This window comes from Xylanimonas protaetiae, from assembly GCF_004135385.1.
Taxonomy (GTDB): Bacteria; Actinomycetota; Actinomycetes; order Actinomycetales; family Cellulomonadaceae; genus Xylanimonas; species Xylanimonas protaetiae.
Window position 1 is genome coordinate 104108 of the sequence record NZ_CP035493.1, and the last position, 19157, is coordinate 123264.

The 19157-nt window shown below is 74.8% G+C and carries 14 protein-coding genes; 5 read left to right on the plus strand and 9 right to left on the minus strand.

The annotated features are described in order from the left end of the window. Window positions 1–477: 477 nt before the first annotated feature. The 3 genes from adhE to ET471_RS00515 all read right to left on the minus strand — a co-directional run bounded on the left by adhE (window position 478) and on the right by ET471_RS00515 (window position 4814). Entirely contained in the window at window positions 478–3213 is a 2736-nt protein-coding gene (adhE, locus tag ET471_RS00505; protein ID WP_129186112.1) for a bifunctional acetaldehyde-CoA/alcohol dehydrogenase, read from the minus strand. A gap of 252 nt (window positions 3214–3465) precedes the next feature. Continuing rightward, window positions 3466–4116 (minus strand): HAD family hydrolase, encoded by a 651-nt coding sequence (locus ET471_RS00510; RefSeq protein WP_129186113.1) that lies wholly within the window; start codon window positions 4114–4116, stop codon window positions 3466–3468. Window positions 4117–4265: 149 nt separating this feature from the next. Next, complete coding sequence (locus tag ET471_RS00515) at window positions 4266–4814, minus strand: hypothetical protein (RefSeq protein WP_129186114.1); 549 nt, start codon at window positions 4812–4814, stop codon at window positions 4266–4268. A gap of 68 nt (window positions 4815–4882) precedes the next feature. Between ET471_RS00515 and ET471_RS00520 the strand changes: the two genes are divergently transcribed. Continuing rightward, window positions 4883–5407, plus strand: a complete 525-nt coding sequence (locus ET471_RS00520; RefSeq protein ID WP_129186115.1) for a hypothetical protein — start codon at window positions 4883–4885, stop codon at window positions 5405–5407. Between the two features lie 235 nt (window positions 5408–5642). Next, window positions 5643–6602 carry an AfsA-related hotdog domain-containing protein gene (locus ET471_RS00525; protein ID WP_129186116.1) on the plus strand — a complete coding sequence of 320 codons (960 nt, stop codon included), beginning with the start codon at window positions 5643–5645 and terminating at the stop codon, window positions 6600–6602. On the opposite strand, the gene ET471_RS00530 is transcribed toward ET471_RS00525, so the two are convergent. After that, a complete protein-coding gene (locus ET471_RS00530; RefSeq protein ID WP_165350339.1) occupies window positions 6574–7203 on the minus strand; it encodes a ScbR family autoregulator-binding transcription factor in 630 nt (209 codons plus the stop codon). The genes ET471_RS00525 and ET471_RS00530 overlap by 29 nt on opposite strands. A gap of 116 nt (window positions 7204–7319) precedes the next feature. On the opposite strand from ET471_RS00530, the gene ET471_RS00535 reads away from it, so the two are divergent. Further along, a complete protein-coding gene (locus ET471_RS00535) occupies window positions 7320–9473 on the plus strand; it encodes a prolyl oligopeptidase family serine peptidase (protein ID WP_129186118.1) in 2154 nt (717 codons plus the stop codon). A gap of 185 nt (window positions 9474–9658) precedes the next feature. Here the strand turns inward: ET471_RS00535 and ET471_RS00540 are convergent, their stop codons facing one another. The 5 genes from ET471_RS00540 to ET471_RS00560 all read right to left on the minus strand — a co-directional run bounded on the left by ET471_RS00540 (window position 9659) and on the right by ET471_RS00560 (window position 14927). Continuing rightward, window positions 9659–10711, minus strand: coding sequence for a uroporphyrinogen decarboxylase/cobalamine-independent methonine synthase family protein (locus tag ET471_RS00540; protein ID WP_129186119.1), 1053 nt, complete (start codon window positions 10709–10711; stop codon window positions 9659–9661). Continuing rightward, window positions 10708–11859, minus strand: a complete 1152-nt coding sequence (gene mnmA, locus ET471_RS00545; RefSeq protein ID WP_129186120.1) for a tRNA 2-thiouridine(34) synthase MnmA — start codon at window positions 11857–11859, stop codon at window positions 10708–10710. Before mnmA ends, ET471_RS00540 begins: the two co-directional genes overlap by 4 nt. Continuing rightward, window positions 11856–13016: a cysteine desulfurase family protein gene (locus ET471_RS00550; protein WP_242496478.1), complete on the minus strand. Its 1161-nt coding sequence runs from the start codon at window positions 13014–13016 to the stop codon at window positions 11856–11858. Before ET471_RS00550 ends, mnmA begins: the two co-directional genes overlap by 4 nt. 83 nt (window positions 13017–13099) lie before the next feature. Next, the gene (locus tag ET471_RS00555) at window positions 13100–14104 is read right to left on the minus strand and encodes an electron transfer flavoprotein subunit alpha/FixB family protein (protein ID WP_129186122.1); all 1005 of its coding nucleotides are present in this window, start codon (window positions 14102–14104) and stop codon (window positions 13100–13102) included. A gap of 28 nt (window positions 14105–14132) precedes the next feature. Further along, window positions 14133–14927 carry an electron transfer flavoprotein subunit beta/FixA family protein gene (locus tag ET471_RS00560; RefSeq protein ID WP_129190582.1) on the minus strand — a complete coding sequence of 265 codons (795 nt, stop codon included), beginning with the start codon at window positions 14925–14927 and terminating at the stop codon, window positions 14133–14135. Window positions 14928–15009: 82 nt separating this feature from the next. Between ET471_RS00560 and glgX the strand changes: the two genes are divergently transcribed. Together glgX and ET471_RS00570 are read left to right on the plus strand one after the other, a co-directional pair. Next, window positions 15010–17325: a glycogen debranching protein GlgX gene (gene glgX, locus ET471_RS00565; RefSeq protein ID WP_129186123.1), complete on the plus strand. Its 2316-nt coding sequence runs from the start codon at window positions 15010–15012 to the stop codon at window positions 17323–17325. A 98-nt stretch (window positions 17326–17423) separates the two neighbouring features. Next, the gene (locus ET471_RS00570; protein ID WP_129186124.1) at window positions 17424–19139 is read left to right on the plus strand and encodes an FAD-binding dehydrogenase; all 1716 of its coding nucleotides are present in this window, start codon (window positions 17424–17426) and stop codon (window positions 19137–19139) included. Window positions 19140–19157 lie beyond the last annotated feature (18 nt).

A 19157-nucleotide genomic window follows, 5' to 3' on the forward strand; every position in this document is an offset into this window, starting at 1 on the left:
ATCACTCGGTAGCCCGGGTGCGCATCGAGGATGCGCTCCCAGTACGCAACCTCTGCGAAGTCTGGGGTGCCGAGGACCGGCAGCGTCTCGTAGGTCTTTCCACCCGGTGCGTCCCCGACCGGGTCCGACGTCATCGTCACGCTCGAAGGTTCGGTCACGGGTCCATCTTGACGGACGCCCCCGACACCGGCAGACGCGGGGCGGCTCCTGCCCCCGGACGCGACGAAGCCCGGCGACGCTGAGCGTCGCCGGGCTCGTCAGGGCGTCCGGGCCACGATCCGGACACCCGCGCGCCTGGCCCGAAGGCCGGCGCGGCGCGAGCGGGGCCACGATCCCGCTCGCACGGTGCCCGCCCCCGGGGCCACGATCCCGGGGGCGGGGTGCACCCCGTGCGGAGTGCGCACCCGGGCCACGATCCGGGTGCTGTCCGCCGCCGTCGCCCGGAGGAGTGGGCGGGCGGCGAAGCCGAACAAGAACTCAGGCCTTGACGCGGGCCGGGTTCATGTCCAGGTACTCGACGCCGGCGAGACGCTGCTCGCGCACCGTGTCCTGGGTGATGCCGTAGTACGCGGCGACCATGATGTCCTTCATGTCCTGCAGCATCGGCAGACGCGGGTTCGCCGGGGCGCACTGGTCCTCGTAGGCGCGCATCGCCAGGGCGTCGAGCCCGCCGATGTAGTCCTGCTCGGAGACGCCCTGCGCCGCGAACGACGGCTCGACGCCGATGCGGGTGGCGAGGTCGCGGCACGCGTTGGCGTACGACTCCACCGCCTCCTGCGGCGTCGAGGCCGGCAGGCCGAGGTGCTTGGCGATGACCTGGAAGCGCTCCGGGGCGACGTACTTCTCCGCCTTCGGCCAGCCGGTGACCTTGCCCGGGACGAGACCGTTGTAACGGATCGCGTAGGGCAGGAACATGGCGTTGGTGCGGCCGTGGATGAGCTTGTGCGTCGCGCCGACGGTGTGCGACATGGCGTGCACGATCCCCAGGAACGCGTTGCCGAACGCCATGCCGGCGATCGTCGCGGCGTTGTGCATCTTCTCGCGGGCCTCGGTGTCGCCGCTCAGGGCCGACTTCTCGATGTTCTCGAAGACGAGCTTGATGGCGTGCAGCGCCAGGCCGTCCGTGAAGTCGTTGGCGTAGACGGAGACGAACGCCTCGGTGGCGTGCGTCAGGGCGTCCATGCCCGAGTCGACGGCGAGCTTGGCCGGCATCGACGCGGTGAGCACCGGGTCGACGATCGCGACCGACGGGGTCAGCGCGTAGTCGGCCAGCGGGTACTTGTAGCCGGTCTTGTGGTCGGAGATGACCGCGAACGGCGTGACCTCGGCGCCCGTGCCCGACGACGTCGGGATGCACACGAGCTGGGCGAGCTTGCCGAGCGTCGGGTACTGGAAGGCGCGCTTGCGCACGTCGAAGAACTTCTCGCGCAGGTCGGCGAAGTCGAGCTCGGGGTGCTCGTACTTGAGCCACATGACCTTCGAGGCGTCCATCGGCGAGCCACCGCCGATGGCGATGATCGTGTCGGGACGGTGGTCGCGCATGAGCTGCGCGCCCTTCTCGACGGTCTCGACGCTCGGCTCCGGCTCGACGGTGTCGATGATCTGCACGGCGACGGGGTTGTCGCGGCGGTGCAGGACGTCGAGCACCTTGTCGACGATGCCGATCTCGGGCGAGGCCATCACGCGGTCGGTGACGATGGTGACGCGCTCGACGCCGCGCATGTCGGCCAGGTACTGGATCGAGTTCGGCTCGAAGTACGTCTTCGGCGGGACCTTGAACCACTGCATGTTGTTGTTCCGCCTCGCCACGCGCTTGACGTTGATCAGGTTGACGGCCGACACGTTGTTCGACACCGAGTTGGCGCCGTAGGAGCCACAGCCCAGCGTGAGCGACGGGATCAGGGCGTTGTAGATGTCGCCGATGCCACCGAGGGCGGACGGCTGGTTCCACAGGATGCGGACGGCCTTGACGCGGCGGCCGTACTCCTCGGAGAGCGCCTTGTCGAGCGTGTGGATGGCGGCCGAGTGGCCCAGGCCGTCGAACTCCACCATCTGCTCGGCGAGGCGGATGCCCTCCTCGGTGCTGTTGGCGCGCAGCACGGCCAGCAGCGGCGAGAGCTTCTCGCGCGACAGCGGCTCCTGCGGGCCGACGCCCGAGATCTCCGCGAGCAGGATGCTCGTGTCGGCGGGCACCGTGAAGCCGGCCTGCTCGGCCAGCCAGACGGCGGACTTGCCGACGACGGCGGCGTTGAGCTTGGCGCCGGCGCAGTTCTCCGACATCGCGGTGACGCCGAAGAAGTACTCCTCGAGCTTCGCCTTCTCCTCGGCGTTCACGACGTAGGCGTGCATGCGGCGGAACTCCGCGAGCGCCTCGTCGTAGATCTCGGCGTCGAGGATGACGGCCTGCTCAGAGGCGCAGACCACACCGTTGTCGAAGCCCTTGGACAGGACGATGTCGTTGACCGCGCGGCCCAGCTTGGCGTCCTTGGCGACGTAGGCGGGGACGTTGCCGGCGCCGACGCCGAGGGCGGGCTTGCCGGTCGAGTAGGCGGCGCGGACCATCGCGTTGCCGCCGGTGGCGAGCACGAGCGAGACGCCCGGGTGGTTCATGAGCTCGGAGGTCGCCTGGATCGAGGGGTGCTCGATCCACTGGACGCAGTCCTCGGGGGCGCCGGCCTCGATGGCGGCGTCGCGCACGATCTTCGCGGCGGCGATCGAGCACTGCTGGGCGCTCGGGTGGAAGCCGAAGATGATCGGGTTGCGCGTCTTGATGGCCATGAGGGCCTTGAAGATCGCGGTCGACGTCGGGTTGGTGACCGGGGTGACGCCGGCGATGACGCCGACGGGCTCGGCGATCTCGACGATGCCGCGCAGGTCGTCGCGGCCGATGACGCCGACGGTCTTCATCTTGGCCATCGAGTGCGTGACGTGCTCGCACGCGAAGATGTTCTTGGTGGCCTTGTCCTCGAAGATGCCGCGGCCGGTCTCCTCGACGGCGAGCTGGGCGAGGGTGCCGTGCTCGTGCAGGGCGGCGATCGACGCCTTCTTGACGATGTGGTCGATCTGCTCCTGCGTGAAGTTCGCGTAGGCGTCGAGCGCCTTCAGGCCGCGCTTGACCAGCGCGTCGACCTCGGCGGCGGCGTCGTGCGCGACGACGGCGGGCTGCGCGGCGGCGACCTCGTCGGCCTGCTGGGCCTTCTTGGTGGGGCTCACGGGTATCTCCTCCTGGCGGGGCCTTGACGGCCCTGATGTCCCTGTTGCTTGTGAAGACTTTCACATGTGTGGTCTGACCACAACCCGGATGGCGTGTGACGTACGCCTCTCCGGCCGGATCTGCGCGACCCTGACCGTGGTGCCAGGGGGGTCGCGCCTCCGTCATGCACTGTCACGCGCGAGGGCAACACCCGGCAAACGGAAGGCGTCTCGCGAGCGGGCGCGCGGCGCGCCCGGCCGGGCCGGACCCGCTCAGGGCAGCGTGCGCCACCCGCGGGCCCCGGCCTCGTCCGCCATGCGGGGGTCAGGTCCCACGACGACGCCCGCGCCGACGAGGGCCAGCAGCGGCAGGTCGCTCGGGTGGTCCCCGTAGGCGACGGCGTCGGACGCGGCCACGCCCCACGCGTCCAGGAGGGCGGCGGCGCGGTCCACCTTGACCGTGTCCACCACGGGCACCTCGACCTCGCCCGTGACCGTCCCGTCGGCGACGACGAGCCGGGTGCACTCGACGCGGTCCGCCCCCACGGCCTCGCCGAGCGGCTCGACCACCACCTCGCACGACCCGGACAGGAGGACGACGCGCCCACCCCCGCGGCGCACGGCGTCGAGCTCCGCGACCACCGACGCGCGCACGAGACCGGGCAGCGCGGCGTGCAGCCAGTCGCGGCCGAGCGCGCGCAGGCCCGCGTAGCCCTCGCCGGCGAACTGCCGGTGGTACTCCCGGTTCGTCCGCGTGCGCGTCGGGTCGACGGCGTCGAGCGCCAGGAGGTGGGCCACCCGGTCCGCGAGCTCGTGCTCGCGGCCCCGCTCGCGCAGGTAGTGGCGCAGGAACAGCGCCATCGTGTTGGCCTGGACGAGGGTGTCGTCGACGTCGACGAACGCGACGGCCGGTGATGCGGGCACGCTCGCAACCTACCGGCGTCCCGCGCGCCCCGTCGCGCCGGGCCGGGCAACCCCGGGCGGGGCGGTCATGGCCGAGCGGTCACGGCCGAGCGGTCACGGCCGAGCGGTCACGGCCGAGCGGTCACGGCCGAGCGGTCACGGCCGAGCGGTCACGGCCGAGCGGTCACAAGCGGCCGCGCGGCCCGCAGCTCGCCGTCGCCGGGCCACCCGCGCAGCCAGAGCTGGTGGACGGGCACCTGGTCGGCGGGCAGCCCCAGCAGGCGACCCCAGTCCGCGTCCTCGTGCGCCCGCGCCGGGCGCGCCGTGACGCGGTGCGCGGTGGCCGCCAGGGCCCCCCACTGCGTGATCCACCCGAGCGCCGTGCTCAGCATCGTCGCGGCACCGTCCCCGTAGGCGTCGAGCCAGGCGTCGACGCGAGCCGTCAGCGTGAGGCCCGACGACGCCATGAGGCCCGGGTCCCCCGCCGCGCGGCCGGCGGGCCCCGGCCTGTCGACCCGCCGCACCTCGCCGACGGCCGGGAGGTCGTCGGCGAGGTGGTGCTCGTAGACCCGCAGCGCGTCGTCGTCGGGCAGGACGCCCGCGAGCGCCGCCCGGGCCGCGACCACGGCGCCGACGACGGCGTCGTGCCGCCCGCGGTCCACGCGGTCGCCCATGGCGAGGCCTGCCCCCACCACCCGCCCGACCGCCGGTCGAGCCACGTCTGGAGGGTCTCGGACGCCGGAGCCGTGCGGGCCTCGAGACCCCCGACGACGTCGCAACCGACGTCGTGAGCGTCGTCGAGCGTGATCCGGACGACGGACGTCGGCCCGGCGCCGAGCTCGACGCGGGCGGCGAGGCCCGCGCGCCACGCCGTGAGGGCGAGCGTCGCGGCGACGTGGCCCGCCTCGAGCAGCGCGAGGGACGTCCGCAGCGTGCCGAAGCCGGTCGGGTACCGGTCGGGGTGCGCGACGACGGCCGCCTCGTGGGGCACCGCCGGGGCCGGGCCGTCGCCGCGGAGCACGAGGTCCCACGGGTCCACCCACCAGGACGACCCGTCGGGCGCGCCCAGGCGCAGGTCGGCGCCCACGAGGCCGCGGCCCGGGAGGTCGCGGACGAGGTCACGGGCGGGGGCCGTGCCCCCGCACGGCCCCCGCCCACGGACCCGGACGGCCTCGAAGGCGGCCGCGAGGACGCGGTCGCCGAGCGCGTGCCGGGTGTCGAGCCGCTCCCCCGCCCGGGTGGCGCGGAGCGCGTCGAGGGTCCCCGCGGGGGCCGTCCGACGCGCCGGCGGCACCCCGCCGGCGGGCTGTAGCCCCTGGCGCAGTCCCATGGGATCCCTCCTTCCACCGTGGAGTCACAAAGCATACCGGTCGTCCGGTTCTGTTTGACCCTAGGCGGGTCCTCTCGGCGCCGTCAAGGCCCGGGATCACCCCCGTCCGGCCCGCAAAAAACCGGTCGTACAACTTGTTTTGAGGCGGTCGCGGGCCTACTGTCCGAGCAGACCGGTGGCGGCGAGGTCCGCCGCCTCCCAGCTGGAGGGGACGGCCATGCCGCACACCGCGCCCGACGACATCCGGGTCGACGCCCGTCACGTCCACAAGAAGGACCCACGCGGCGTCCTCGTCACCGCCGCGCGCAGCGTCACGACCTCGGCCGCGCGCGGCGTCACCACGGCCCGCGCGCTCGCGGTCGGCGACGTCTGGCAGGTCGACGCCCACCTGCCCCTCGCCGAGAGCCAGGGAGAGGTCTTCGCGCACGCCGACGCGCTCGTCATCGCCGTCGAGGCGCTGCGCCAGGCCGGCATCGCCCACGCGCACGTCGCCGCGGGCGTGCCCGTCGGGCACCGGTTCATCGCCTCGCACATGGGGCTCACGTGGCTCGTGGACCCCGGGTTCCTCGGCACCGCGCCCGTCGACGTGACGTTCGCGATCGTCACCGAGGAGGTGCGCCACCAGCGGGGCAGGCTCGTCCGGCACGTCTTCACGGCGGCGCTGCTGTGCGACGGCGTCCGCATCGCGCGCGGCACGGGGTCGCTCCAGGTGGTCGAGGCCCGCGTGTACGAGCGGCTGCGCGCCGGGGCGACGCCGTGGTCGGAGGTCAGCGCGCACCACGACCCGTCGTCGCTGCTCGGGATCGCCACGACCGACCACGAGCTCACGGCGCGCCTCGGGTGGTCGGCGTCCGACCCCATCACGTTCGACCACGGCAACGACCACATGCCGGCCATGCACCTCGCGCGGACGGCGCTCGCGGCGCACCACGCGCTCGACCCCGCCAGCTCGCCCACGGGGCTGCTCGTGCGGTGCACGGCGTTCGTCGAGCTCGGCGGCGACGTCGCCGTCCGGGCGGTGCGCACCGCCCACGGCGGCGTGGAGACGACGTTCGCGCAGTCGGGCGTCGTCGCCGCGACCGTCGTGACGACCGACGACGTGTCGACCGCGACCCAGACGGCCGCCGGCCGCGCCGGGCGGACCGTCCCTATGCTCTCCGGAGCAGGCCCGGAATGATGTGCTCCCTGCCGGGGGCGACGATCCCCGGCAGGACGATGGCCCACATCTCCCGCAGGCGCGGCATGAGGTCCTCGAGCTGGCTCGTGGCGACCGACACCGTCTGCATCCCCGTGAACGCCGCCACGAGGAACCGCGCGAGCGCGGCGGCGTCGAGCCCGGCGCGCAGGTCGCCCTCCGCGACCGCCTGGCCGATCACGTGCTCGGTCGGGCCGATCCAGGCCTCGTAGGTGCCGCCGACGTCCTCGAGCTCCCCGGTCGGCACCTCGACGGCGAGGCGCATCGACGCCCGCGCGACGACGTCGTCGCGCATGAGGACGCCGAGCTCGCGGACCATCGCGACGAGCATGGCGACGGCGCTCGGCGAGCCCGCGACGCTGCGCTCGCGCACCTGCGTCGCGAGCTCGTCCTGGGCGTCGACGACGGCCCGCGCGAGGAGCTCCTTCGAGCGGAAGTGGAAGTACACGGCACCCTTGGTGATCCCGGCCTCGTCGGCGATCTCCGAGATGCTCGCGCCGGCGTACCCGTGGCGCACGAACACGCTGGCGGCCGCGTCGACGATGCCCTTCCTGGTCGCAATCGCTCGGGCCTGCGTCGCCACGGGTCGGTCCCCCTTCAGCCGGAAAAGTCGCCGCATACTATACCGGCCGGTCGTCTTGTTCTGCGGTGCGACCAGCTCCGGTGGCCTGCGGAACCGGATCACCTAGGGTTCGGAGCATGAGCCCGCAGCCGGACCTCGACCCCCTTCCTAGCACCCCGCTGGACCCGGATCGCGACGACCCGTACGCGTGGCTCGAAGACGTCGAGGGCGCGGCCGCCCTGGCGTGGGTCCGCGAGCGCAACGCGCACGCCCACCACGCCGTGGGCTCGGGGCCGGCGTTCGAGGCCACCGAGGCGGCGATCCTCGAGGTGCTCGACTCCGAGGACCGCATCCCCGACGTGTCCCGGATCGGGCCGCACCTGTACAACTTCTGGCGCGACGCCGCGCACCCGCGGGGCCTGTGGCGCCGCACCACGCCCGAGAGCTACCGCACGGACTCCCCCGGCTGGGAGACCGTGCTCGACCTCGACGCCCTGGGCGAGGCCGAGGGCACTGCCTGGGTGTGGCACGGCGCCTCGCTGCTGCGCCCCACCCCCGAGCAGCTCGCGGCGGGCGAGCCCTGGCGCCGCGCCCTGGTCGACCTGTCGGTCGCCGGGTCCGACGCCGACGTCACGCGCGAGTTCGACGTCGTCGCGCGCGAGTTCGTCGCCGGCGGCTTCGAGCGGGCCGAGGCCAAGGGCGGCCTCGCCTGGGCCGACGAGGACACCGTCTACGTGTTCACCGACCTCGGCCCCGGCACGACGACGACGTCCGGCTACCCGCGCACCGTGCGGCTGTGGCGGCGCGGAACACCGCTCGCCGACGCGCCCGTCGTCTACGAGGGCCTTGAGGACGACCTGTACATCTCCGGCCGCCGCTCGCGCACGCCCGGGTTCGAGCGCGACATCGTGCACCGCTCGATCGCGTTCTACCGCTCCGAGACGTTCCTCGTCTCCGACGTCGGCACCCCCGCGCAGGTCCTGCGCCGCATCGACGTGCCCGAGTCCGCCGACGTGGGCCTGCACCGCGAGTGGCTGCTCGTGGAGCTGCGCGACGACTGGGACACCGAGGGCCGCACCTACCTGGGCGGGTCCCTGCTGGCCGCACGCGTCGACGACTTCCTGGCCGGGTCGCGCGACCTCGACGTGCTCTTCGAGCCGACGCCGACGACGTCGCTCGCGGGCGCCACCTGGACCCGCCACCATCTCGCCGTCAACGTGCTCGACGACGTCGTCAACCGCCTCCACGTGCTCACCCCGCCCTGCGACGCGGGCGGGGCCTGGGTGCGCTCGGAGTTCCCCGCGACCGACCCCGTGGCGACGGTGGGCGCGCGGGCGGTCGACCCGCTCGACTCCGACGACGTCTGGGTGACCACGACCGGGTTCCTGCTGCCCACGACGCTCTCGCTCGCCACCCTGGGGAGGAGCGGGGCGGAGCTCGACCCGCTCAAGGCCGCGCGGTCGTTCTTCGACGCCCGCGGGCTCGTCGCCGAGCAGCACTTCGCCACGTCCGACGACGGCACGCGCGTGCCGTACTTCGTCGTCGGGCGGGCGGACGTGCTGCACCGGCCGCGGCACGCGGAGCCGGCACCCACCCCGACGCTGCTGTACGGGTACGGCGGGTTCGAGATCTCGCTGACGCCGTCGTACTCCGGCGGGATGGGCCGGGCGTGGCTGGAGCGCGGCGGCGTGTACGCCGTCGCGAACATCCGCGGCGGCGGCGAGTACGGGCCGGCCTGGCACCAGGCCGCCCTCAAGGAGCACCGGCACCGGGCCTACGAGGACTTCGCCGCCGTCGCGCGCGACCTCGTGCAGCGCGGCATCACCACGCCGGCGCACCTGGGCGCCCAGGGCGGGTCCAACGGCGGGCTGCTGACCGGCAACATGCTGGTGCGCTACCCGGAGCTGTTCGGCGCGATCGTGATCCAGGTGCCGCTGCTGGACATGAAACGGTACTCGCACCTGCTCGCCGGGGCGTCGTGGACGGCCGAGTACGGCGACCCGGACGACCCCGCCGACTGGGCGTACCTGCGGCAGTACTCGCCCTACCACCACATCGCCGCCGGGACGGCCTATCCCCCGGTGCTGCTGCTGACGTCCACGCGCGACGACCGCGTGCACCCCGGCCACGCCCGCAAGGCGGCCGCGCTGCTCGAGGCGATCGGCGCCGACGTCACCTACTACGAGAACGTCGAGGGCGGCCACGGCGGCGCCGCCGACAACGCGCAGGCCGCGCACATGTCGGCGCTCGCCTGGGAGTTCCTGGGCAGGCGACTGGGGCTCAGAGCCTAGGACGACGCGGCGGCCGCGCACTCGGGACGAGGGTCGCGCACGACCTGCGCTGCGCTACGTGCGGGTGCCTCGTTCCTCGGCCCCCACCCTCCGCTACGCTCCGGCCGCGCGCTCGGGCTGAGGGGTCGCGCACGACCTGCGCTGCGCTACGTGCGGGCGCCTCGTTCCTCGGCCCCCACCCTCCGCTACGCTCCGGCCGCGCGCTCGGCGAGCGCCTCGGCGATGCGGCCCAGGTTGGCCAGCTCCGCGCGGTGGGCGTCCGTGCCCGTGAGCGTGCGGCGCGGGGAGGCGAGCAGCGTCACGGCGTCGAGGCCCGACGCCGGCAGGCCGATGCGGCGCCACGGCTCGGCGACGGTCCGCACGAGCTCACCCAGCATAGGCCCCGCGCACTGGGAGACCTGCGCGGGCGGCAGGCCGGCCCACAGGCGCACGTCCTTCTCGGCGGCGCGGGCGACGAGCTCCCAGGCGCGCTCGTCCCAGCCGGGCGTGTTCGCGGAGCCTAGGGCCCCCAGGTCCAGCCCGACGGCGTCGGCGCCGGCGAGCACGGCGGGGGCGATGCCGGACCACGTCGCGCCCAGGTGCAGGACGGCCGTGGCACCGGCGTCGTGCACGGCGTCGACGACGGGCCGGAGCCCCTCGACCAGGTCCGGGCCGGGCACCGCGCGCAGGCGCGCGTAGCCGGAGAACGTGGGCAGCACGCCCGCGTGGACGGCCCCGAGCTGCGGCTCGGCGAGCTGCACGACGACGTCGCCGAGCCCGGGCACCTGCTCGCGGACGGCCGCGACGTGCGCACGGACGCCCTCGGCGAGCGACTCCGCGATCTCACGCCGGGCGCCGGCGTCGGCGAGCACGCGGTCACCGCGGGCCGACCAGAGGGTCGCGGCGAGCGTCCAGGGGCCGACGACCTCCAGCGTGAGCGGGCCGGTGTGACCGTGGGCCGCGATGGCCAGCGCCCCGAGGTCCTCGCGCAGGAACGCGTCGGCGCGACGCTGGTCCATGCCCTCGTGGTCCGCGAGCTTCCAGCCGTGCGGGCCGAGCTCGACGGGCAGCCCGGCGAGCAGGGCGGCGGTGCGCCCGACGGCGTCCGCGCCCGGGCCGCGGTCGGCGAGCTGCGTGAGGAACGGGAGCGGGTCGACGCCCGTGGGCAGCTCGGCGAGGTCGCCGAGCACCATCTGCTGGGCCTCGAGCTCGTCGCGCTCCCGGCCGGGCCACGGTCCGTGGCCGCTGACGGCGGTCACGGGCGAGCCCCGGCGGACGCGGCGTCGTGCGACTGCGCGCCCGCCGCGGCGCGGGGCGCACGCCAGGCGCGCGACACGGTCGCCTGGCCCAGCACCTGGGTGCCGCGGTAGACCACGAGCGACTGGCCGGCGGCGACGCCGCGGAGCGGGGTCCCGGTGAGCTCGGCGACGAGGCCGGCCCCGTCGTCCGACGGGACGATCCGGGCCGGGACCGGGGTGCCGTGGGCGCGGACCTGGATCGTGAGCTCCTCCTGCTGGGTACCCGGCGCAGGGTCGACCAGCCAGACGGCCTTGTCGGCCGCGATGCGGTCGACCGTCAGCAGCTCCGCCGGCCCGACGACGACCGTGTTCGTGGCCGTCTGCACGTCGAGCACGTACCGCGGCTTGCCGTCTGCCGCCGGGCGCCCGAGCGCGAGCCCCTTGCGCTGCCCCACGGTGTACGCGTACGCGCCGTCGTGCTCGCCCACCTGGGCGCCGGAGGCGTCCACCACGGCGCCCGGCCGCGAGCCGAGCCGGTCGCGCAGGAACCCGCGCGTGTCGCCATCGGCGACGAAGCAGATGTCGTACGAGTCGGGCTTGGCGCTCACGGCGAGACCGCGTGCGGCGGCCTCGGCGCGCACCTCGGCCTTGGACGTGAACTCTCCCAGGGGGAAGATCGCCCGCGCGAGCCGCTCGGGGCCCATGACGGCCAGCACGTAGGACTGGTCCTTGTCGGCGTTGGGCGACCTGTGCAGCTCACGCCCGTCCGGCCCGTCGACGACGCGGGCGTAGTGCCCCGTCGCGACGGCGTCGAACCCGAGCGCGGTGGCCTTGTCGAGCAGCGTCTCGAACTTGACGTGCTCGTTGCAGCGCACGCACGGGTTGGGGGTGCGCCCGGCCTCGTACTCGGCGAGGAAGTCCGCGACCACGGTGTCCTCGAAGCGCTCCGAGAGGTCCCACACGTAGTACGGGATGCCGAGCACGTCGGCCGCGCGGCGCGCGTCCGAGGCGTCCTCGATGGAGCAGCAGCCGCGCGAGCCCGTGCGGAACTGGTCCCGGTTGCGCGACAGGGCCATGTGCACGCCGACGACGTCGTGCCCCGCCTCGACCGCGAGCGCGGCCGCGACGGCGGAGTCCACCCCGCCCGACATGGCTGCCAGCACCCTCACGGGCGGCCACCGCCCACCAGGCCGGCCGCCTGCGCCCGCGCCACCACGGAGGGCAGGGCGGCGACGAGCGCGGCGACGTCGTCGGGCGTGGACGGGACGCCGAGCGAGAACCGCAGCGCGCCGCGGGCCTCGCTCTCGGGGACGCCCATCGCGAGCAGCACGTGGGACGGCTGCGGCACCCCGGCCTGGCAGGCCGAGCCGGTGGAGGCCTGCACGCCGGCCGAGTCGAGCAGGTAGAGCAGCGAGTCGCCCTCGGCGTCGGGGAACGTGAAGTGGGCGTTGCCGGGCAGGCGCAGCCCGGGCGCGAGCGCCGGGTCGGGGCCGCGCAGGACGGCGTCGGGCGCGGCCTCCCGCACGCCGGCGACCAGGGTGTCGCGCAGGGAGGCGAGGTGCGCGGCGCGCTCGGTGCGCGTCGCGACGGCCTCGGCGGTCGCGACGGCGAACGCGCGGATCGCGGGCACGTCGAGCGTGCCCGAGCGCACGCCGCGCTCCTGCCCGCCGCCGTGCTGCACGGCCTCGATGGCCAGGTCGCGCCGCGCGAGCAGCGCGCCGACGCCGAGCGGCCCGCCCACCTTGTGCCCCGTGACGGTCATCGCGTCGACGCCCAGGGCGGCGAAGTCGACCTCGACCTGCCCGACGGCCTGGACGGCGTCGGTGTGCACGGGGACGCCGTGCTGGTGGGCGATGCGCACGACGTCGCGCACGGGCTGCACGGTGCCCACCTCGTTGTTGGCCAGCATGACGCTGACCAGCGCGGTCTCCTCGGCGTGGGCGGCGAGCTCGGCGCGCAGGGCGTCGAGGTCGAGGAGGCCGTCGCCGTCGACGGGCAGCAGCACGATGTCGGCGCCGGCGTGCCCGGCGAGCCAGAACGCGGGGTCGAGCACGGCGTGGTGCTCGACGGCGGAGACGAGCACGCGCGTGCGGCGCGTGTCCTGGGAGCGGCGGCCCCAGAAGATGCCCTTGATGGCGAGGTTGTCGGCCTCCGTGCCGCCGCCGGTGAAGATCACCTCGGACGGGCGGGCACCGAGCGCCGCGGCCACCTGCTCGCGCGACTCCTCGACGACGCGGCGCGCCGCCCGGCCGGCCGCGTGCAGCGACGACGCGTTGCCCGGCTTGCCGGCCTCCTCGACGAACGCCGCGAGCGCGGCCGCCGACATGGGGGTCGTGGCCGCGTGGTCGAGGTAGGCGCCGGGTGTCACGAGGGTCAAGTCTACGAACGGATCGCCGCCGGCCCGCGCGGTCAGCCCGCCTGCTGCGACTCCTTGTGCGCGCGGATGACGGCCGCGGCCTGCGGCAGCACGTCCGCGAGGTCGCCGACGACGGCGAAGTCGCTGATCTCGAAGATCGGCGCCTCGGGGTCGTTGTTGACGGCGACGACGACCTGCGAGGCCTGCATGCCGCCGCGGTGGTGCGGGGCGCCCGAGATGCCGGCGCCGACGTACAGGCGCGGGGCCACGGTCACGCCCGTCTGCCCGATGTACCGGTCGAACCAGCCCTCGAAGACGACGTCGCGCGTGGCTCCGACGGCGGCGCCGAGCGCCTCCGCGAGCTCGTTGACAGGGCCGAAGTCGCCGTTCGTCCCGCGCCCGCCGGCGACGACGACGGCCGCCTCCTCGAGGGTGGGGCGCCCGATGGTGCGCGCCTTGAGCGTGCGCTCGACGACGGTGACCTGCGGGGCGTGCACCTCGACGGGCAGCGGCTCGACCGTGGCCGACGTCGCGACCTCGGCAGGCTCCGCCACGACGGCGTTGGCCCGGATCGTGACGACGGCGGGGTCGGAGGCGACGGTCGAGACCGTGTCCCAGGTGCCGCCGAACACGCGCTTGCCGATGCGCAGCGGCGCGGCGCCGTCCCCACCCCACGACAGCGACGCGGCGTCGACGACGAGCCCGGCGCCGAGGCGGGCGGCGGTCACGGCGGCGGCCTCCTTGCCCGCGAAGCTCGACGGGACCAGGAGCACGTCGGCGTCGTTGCGGCGCACCGCCGTCGTGAGCACGGAGGCCAGCACGGATGTGAGGCGGTACGACTGCTCGGGCACGGACGTCGGCAGCTGGGCCTGGTGCACGAGCTCGACGCCGTAGGCGCCGAGCGTGGCCAGCACCTCGACGCTCGGGGCGCCCAGGGTGACGACGTCGACGCGGCCGAGCGTGCGGCCCAGCGTGATGAGCTCGAGGACGGCCGGGCGCACCTCCTCGACGCTGCGCGCCGGGCTGTCGAGGAGGACGAGGACGGTGGGGCGTGTCATGGTTGCGCCTCTCTCAGGCCTGCAGTCGTCAGACGAGGTCGTTGCGGATGAGGAACTCGGCCAGGGCGGTGCCGCCCTCGCCCTTGTCGACCACGAGCTGGAGCTCGGGGCGCGGCGGGCGCGGCGCGGCCTCGACCGTGACGGTGCGCGCGGCGGCGATGCCGACGTCGGCCGGGTCGAGCCCGAGGTCGGCGGCGGACCACTCCTCGACCGCCTTGGAGCGCGCGGCCATGATGAGCTTGAAGTTCGGGTAGCGCGGGCTGTTCGCCGTGTCCGTGACCGACAGGACGGCGGGCAGCGGGGCGGACAGCGTCTCGTAGGCGTCGTCGGCCTCGCGCGTGATGGTCAGGGCGCCGTCGTCGAGGGCGACGGTCTTCGCGAGCGTGAGCTGCGGCCAGCCGAGCTCCTCGGCGAGCAGCGCCGGGACCACGGAGCCGAGCCCGTCGAGGGCCGCCATGCCCGTGATGACCAGGTCGACCGGCTGCTCGTCGCCCAGGCGGCGCACGGCCGCGGCGAGCGCCGCCGTGGTGCCGAAGTAGTCGGAGCCGGCCAGGGCGTCGTCGGTGACGCGGATGCCGCGCTGCACGCCCATCTGGTACGCCTTGCGGACCGCGATGTCCGCGGTCGCGGGCGCGACGGTGACGGCGACGACCTCGTGCTCGCCCTCGGGCTGAGCCTCGATCAGCTGCAGGGCAGCCTCGACCGCGTTCTCGTCGAGCTCGTTGAGGGAGCCGACGGCGGGGTCGCGCACCACGCGACCGTCCTCGAACCGGCGGTCGCTGGTGATGTCCGGGACGTACTTCAGCAGGACGACGATGCGCACGAGCACCGAGACTACCCGCTGGCCGGTGCGCGGCTGCGCCAGGGGTTCGCGTTGTCTCACGTGGTACGCCACGATGACCACCATGAACGCCCGAGCCGCCGAGCCTCCCGCGCCACGTCCCGTGGTCCGGCCGTTGACGCGCCCGACCGCCCGCCGTTCCCACGTGCCCCCGCTCGGGGTCACCGCCACGCCCGGCGGCGTCGACGTCGCCGTCGTGGCCACGCACGCCGCCGCCGTGGACTTCTGCCTCATCGACGTCGTGCGCCCCGACCTGCCGGAGGGCGACCCGGCACGCTACGCCGAGCGGCGCGTGCCGCTGTTCGGGCCCACGTACGGCGTGTGGCACGCGCACGTTCCGGGCGTGCGCCCGGGCCAGCGCTACGGGTTCCGCACGCGCGGCGCCTGGGACCCCCGCTCGGGGCTGCGCCACAACCCCGCCAAGCTGCTCGTCGACCCGTACGCGCGCGGCCTGGTGGGCACGCTGCGCTACGGGCCGGAGACGCTCGGCGCGGTGAGCGCCCCCCGCTCGGACGACCCGACGACGCCCGACGGCCGCTGGTGGATCGGCGAGCGCTACGGCGAGGCCGACACCACCGACTCCCTGCCGTACGTGCCGCACTCGGTGGTCATGCCGCCCATGACGGCGCCGCCGCCGCTCTCGCGCCCGCGCGTCCCCTGGGCGGACACGGTCGTCTACGAGGCGCACGTGCGCGGCTTCACCCTGCTCAACGAGGCCGTCCCCGAGGAGCTGCGCGGCACCTACGCAGGCATGGCCCACCCGGTCACCATCGCGCACCTCAAGGAGCTGGGCGTCACCACGCTGGAGCTGCTGCCGATCCACGCGATCGCGTCGGAGCCGCGGCTGCCCGCGCACGGGCTGACCAACTTCTGGGGCTACTCGACGCTGGGCTTCTTCGCCCCCGAGCCCAGCTACGCCACGCGCGCCGCCCAGGAGTCCGGCCCCGCGGCCGTGCTGGACGAGGTGCGCGGCATGGTGCACCTGCTGCACCAGGCCGGCATCGAGGTGATCCTCGACGTCGTCTACAACCACACGTGCGAGGGCGGCGACGACCAGCTCCACGTCTCCTGGCGCGGCCTCGACAACCCCCTGTACTACCTGCACGACGGCAACTCGCCCGCCGCGCTCGCCGACGTGACCGGCACGGGCAACTCGCTCGACTTCCGCCGGATGCGCGTGGTCCAGATGGCCCTCGACTCGCTGCGCTACTGGGCGCAGGTCGTGGGCGTCGACGGCTTCCGCTTCGACCTGGCCGTGACGCTCGGGCGCGGCACCTACGGCTTCGAGCCCGACCACCCGTTCCTCGTGGGCCTGCAGACCGACCCGGTGCTCAACAACCTCAAGCTCATCGCCGAGCCCTGGGACGTGGGCCCCGGCGGCTGGCAGACCGGCAGCTTCCCCCCGCCGATGGCCGAGTGGAACGACCGCTTCCGCGACACCATGCGCGCGTTCTGGCTCGCCTCGGCCGCCGCCGGCTCGCACGGGCGCCCGATGGACGGCGTCCGCGAGCTGACCACCCGCCTGTCCGGCTCGGCCGACCTGTTCGGCCACTCCGACCCGCCGCTCATGCGCGGGCCGGTCGCCTCGGTCAACTACATCACCGCGCACGACGGGTTCACGCTCGCCGACCTCGTCGCGTTCGACCACAAGCACAACTGGGCGAACGGCGAGGACAACCACGACGGCACCTCGAACAACCTCTCGTGGAACCACGGCGTCGAGGGCCACACGGGCGACGGCGACGACGCGACCACCGAGCCGTGGTCGGCCGTCGTGCCGCTGCGGCGGCGCTCGCAGCGCAACCTCATGGCGATGCTGCTGCTCGCCGCGGGCACGCCGATGATCACGGCGGGCGACGAGTTCGGCCGCACGCAGGACGGCAACAACAACGCGTACGCGCAGGACAACGCCATCTCGTGGGTCGACTGGGCCCTCGACGACGCGGGGCGCGAGATGCTGGAGACCACGCGGTTCCTGCTCGGGCTGCGCCGCGACCACGCCGCGCTGCGCGCCGACTCGTTCTTCCTCGGCACGCCGCGGCCCGGTGAGGAGTTCGCCGACCTGCTGTGGTTCACCGAGGCGGGCACGCCCATGGACCACGACGCGTGGAACGAGGCCGAGCGCCGCGTGGTGCAGATGCTGCGCCCCGGCCCCGGCCAGGGCGACGCCGACGTGCTCGTGGTGATCAACGGGCGGCTGGCCGACCTCGACGTGACGCTCCCGCCGGTCCTGCCCGGCGCGCGCGCCTGGGACCGCGTGTGGAGCTCCACGTGGGACCGGCCGGTCGAGCCGGCGGACGAGCGCGACGACGACGGGGCCGACGGCGTGCTGCGCCAGGAGTCCCTGAGCATCAAGGTGTTCGTGGCCCGTCGCGACTGACGCCGCGGACCGCTAGGGTCCGGCTCCATGAGCAAGCGGGCCAGCCACCACCGGTCGTTCCGTCCCTCGTGCCCGCCCGCCGCGGGCCGAGCACACGCATGAGCCGGGACGTCGCCGCCGACGCCGACGTCGTCGTCATCGGGGCGGGCCTGTCCGGCCTGGTCGCCGCGTGCGAGGCGGCCGACGCGGGCCGCCGCGTCGTCGTGCTCGACCAGGAGCACGCCGACTCGCTCGGCGGGCAGGCGTGGTGGTCGTTCGGCGGGCTGTTCCTCGTGGGCTCGCCCGAGCAGCGGCGCGTCGGCGTGCGCGACTCCGCGGAGCTCGCGTGGGACGACTGGCTGGGGTCGGCGGCGTTCGACCCCGCGGCCGAGCGCGGCGAGGGACCGGACCGGCACGGCTACGCCTGGGCGCGGCACTACGTCGAGTTCGCCGCCGGCGGCATGCGGTCGTGGCTGCACGGCCTGGGCGTGCGCTGGTTCCCGCTGGTGCAGTGGGCCGAGCGCGGCGGGTACCCGGCCGGCGGCCACGGCAACTCCGTGCCGCGCTTCCACATCACGTGGGGCACGGGCCCGAGCATCGTCGCCCCGTTCGTCGCCCGCGCCCGCGCGCACCGCGACGCGGGCCGGCTCGAGATCCGCTTCCGGCACCGGGTCACGTCGCTGGTCGTCACGGACGGCCGGGTCACGGGCGTCCGCGCCGAGGTCCTGGAGGCCGACGACGCGGCACGGTCGTCGCTGCCTTTCGGGGGCCGGGCGGCGCCGTCGTCGCGCACCGTCGTCGGGGAGGTCGAGCTGAGCGCGGGCGCCGTCGTCGTCGCGACGGGCGGCATCGGCGCCGACCACGACGTCGCCCGGGACCGCTGGGACCCGGCCGCGGGGACGCTGCCGGCCCGGATGCTCCAGGGCGTGCCGGACTCCACGGACGGGCTCATGCTCGGGCACGCGGCCGCGGCGGGGGCCGCGCTCGTGCACGAGGACCGCATGTGGCACTACCCGGAGGGCATCGCCGACCACTCCCCCGTGTGGACCCGCCACGGCATCCGCATCCTCGCGGGCCCGTCGGCGCTGTGGCTCGACGCCGACGGCGTGCGGCTGCCCGCGCCGCTCTACCCGGGGTTCGACGCGCTGGGGGCGCTGCAGCACGTGACGCGCGCCGGGCACGACCACTCCTGGTTCGTGCTCAACAAGCGGATCATGGAGGCCGAGCTCGCGCTGTCGGGGTCGGAGCAGAACCCCGACCTGACCGGCAAGGACGTGCGGCTGCTCGCCGGCCGGGTGCTGCCGGGCGCGGTGGGGCCCGTCGAGCGGTTCGCGAAGGAGTCGCCCGAGTTCCTGTGGGCGTCGTCGCCGGGCGAGCTGGCCGCGAAGATGAACGCGCTGACGGCCGCGACGCCCGGCTCGGCCGGGACCGTCGACGCCGGCGCGCTGGCCCGCGTGATCGAGCAGCGCGACGCCCAGGTGCGCTCCGGGCTGGGCAAGGACCCCCAGGTGGTGGCGACGCGCGCGGCGCGCGACTTCTGGGTGGACCGCCGCATCCGCGTGGCGCCCCCGCGGCCGCTCACCGACCCCCGGGACGGGCCGCTGCTGGCGGTGCGCCTCTCGGTGCTGACGCGCAAGACCCTGGGCGGGGTGTGGTGCGACCCGTCGGGCCGTGCGCTGCGCGCCGACGGGTCGGTGCTCGACGGGCTGTGGGCCGTGGGCGAGGCGGCAGGGTTCGGGGGCGGGGGCGTCCACGGGCACCGCGCGCTCGAGGGCACGTTCCTGGGCGGGTGCCTGCACACGGGACGCGTGACGGGGCGGGCGCTGGCCCGGTGACGCGGCGGAGCGGAAACG

Excerpts from the sequence above, each read along its gene's own strand:
- ET471_RS00535 (WP_129186118.1), top strand. The coding sequence starts at position 7,320 with ATGAGCCCGCAGCCGGACCTCGACCCCCTTCCTAGCACCCCGCTGGAC.
- glgX (WP_129186123.1), top strand. The coding sequence starts at position 15,010 with ATGAACGCCCGAGCCGCCGAGCCTCCCGCGCCACGTCCCGTGGTCCGG.
- ET471_RS00555 (WP_129186122.1), bottom strand. The coding sequence starts at position 14,104 with ATGACACGCCCCACCGTCCTCGTCCTCCTCGACAGCCCGGCGCGCAGC.
- ET471_RS00570 (WP_129186124.1), top strand. The coding sequence starts at position 17,424 with ATGAGCCGGGACGTCGCCGCCGACGCCGACGTCGTCGTCATCGGGGCG.
- ET471_RS00525 (WP_129186116.1), top strand. The coding sequence starts at position 5,643 with ATGCCGCACACCGCGCCCGACGACATCCGGGTCGACGCCCGTCACGTC.
- ET471_RS00550 (WP_242496478.1), bottom strand. The coding sequence starts at position 13,016 with ATGTCGGCGGCCGCGCTCGCGGCGTTCGTCGAGGAGGCCGGCAAGCCG.